1 pseudogene is annotated in these 309 nt (G+C 74.1%); it reads right to left on the minus strand.

From position 1 onward, the window contains the following. Nucleotides 1-309 (minus strand): annotated as a pseudogene (locus ACTJI8_RS20410) (hypothetical protein); the annotation flags it as partial.

Here is a 309-nt window from a genome sequence, read left to right on the forward strand (position 1 = left end):
CGGGCAGGTTGCCGGTCAGTCCGCCGAGGATCCCGCCGATGTTGGGCAGGCCCGGAAGGGGTCCGCCGTTGCCCGGGGTTCCCGGGTTGCCGGTTCCGGGGAGACCCGGGACGGTGGGCAGGCCGGGCAGGTTGCCGGTCAGTCCGTCGAGTGCACCGGTGATGGCACCGATAGGCAGGTTGGGCAGGCCCGGGAGGGTGCCGCCGTTGCCCGGGGTTCCCGGGAGGCCCGGGATCGTGGGCAGTCCGGGGACAGTGGGCAGGCCGGGCAGGTTGCCGGTCAGTCCGCCGAGGATCCCGCCGATGTTGG

The sequence above is a fragment of the Microbacterium sp. 22303 genome (assembly GCF_052045265.1).
GTDB lineage: Bacteria > Actinomycetota > Actinomycetes > Actinomycetales > Microbacteriaceae > Microbacterium.